Origin of the sequence: Lysinibacillus sp. NPDC059133 (assembly GCF_042755925.1) — a bacterium.
Taxonomy (GTDB): Bacteria; Bacillota; Bacilli; order Bacillales_A; family Planococcaceae; genus Lysinibacillus.
Map to the genome: position 1 here is coordinate 1 of NZ_JBHZDH010000124.1, position 1,108 is coordinate 1,108.

At 49.0% G+C, this 1,108-nt stretch carries 1 protein-coding gene; it reads right to left on the reverse strand.

What is annotated here, in order from left to right; genetic code table 11:
• A partial coding sequence (locus ACFXN8_RS26480) for a GLUG motif-containing protein (protein ID WP_386848327.1) occupies positions 1-1,108 on the reverse strand: 1,108 nt, incomplete at both ends.

Genomic DNA, 1,108 nt, shown 5'->3' on the forward strand with positions numbered 1-1,108 from the left:
CCTTTATGATTCCGTTGCTGTAACCGGCTAGACCGCCCACGTAACTGCTGCCGTTCAGCGTTCCAATTCCGTTGACCTTGATATCTGATATGTTGCCGGTACTGTAACCTACAAGACCGCCTGCATATTGACTGCTGCTACTCAACGCGGTTACTTCACTTACAACGCTTCCCGTTATATCTCCCGCACTGGAACCAACCAAGCCACCGATATAGCTTGTCCCACTCAACGCAGTTACGCCATCCACCGTTACATCCGTTACATTGCCCTTGCTGTATCCAGCCAAGACACCAACATAGTTCTTGCCCTTTACTTCCGCGCCCTCTATCTTGAGGTTCATTATCGTGCCCTTACTGTACCCTAATAGTCCCACATAGTCCTGAGCCGTGAGGTTCAGATTCAAATTCTTGATACTGTGTCCATTGCCGTCCAAAACCCCGGCAAACGGAACAGTCGCTGTCCCTATCGGTGTCCAAGCCACATCTTTAAGATCTATATCCGCCATCAGGCGGTACATCCCGAACAAATCCTTGTTGATATTAACGAGGTCTTCCGCCGTCTTAATTTCCGTATAATTGCCTACGTCCATTTCTGGCGTTTTCAACCCCTGTAGAATCGGATAGCCTTCATCTATTTCCCAAATACTCTCAAAGTTCCATCCGGTATAAGTCGCCGCCTTCTTCATATCAGCGGTTGCACGCCCTTCGGCTTTTGCCATATTCCCTGATATGGTGCTGTCAAAGTAGCTGTTTGTTACTGTCCCGTTATTGTGGAAGCCGTTTGTGTTGCTGGCCGTAGAGTAACTGTTTTCCACCTTACCGGAAGAAAGATACCCGACAAATCCCGCCGTGTCTCTTCCTGCCGCCACATTGCCCAGCGAGAAGCTGTTGCGGATTACGCTGTTGGATCCAGAGAGATACCCTGCAAATCCGCCGAGGTAGCTCGTACCGTCAACATTTCCAGTGGCGTAGCATTGCTCAATCGTTCCTGAGCTCATATATCCAACAAAGCCACCCACATAGCTAGAACCTTTCACCGCATCAGTGGCGTAAGATTTCTTTATTACGCCCCCATTCATATATCCAACAAAGCCGCCTACATTGCTATC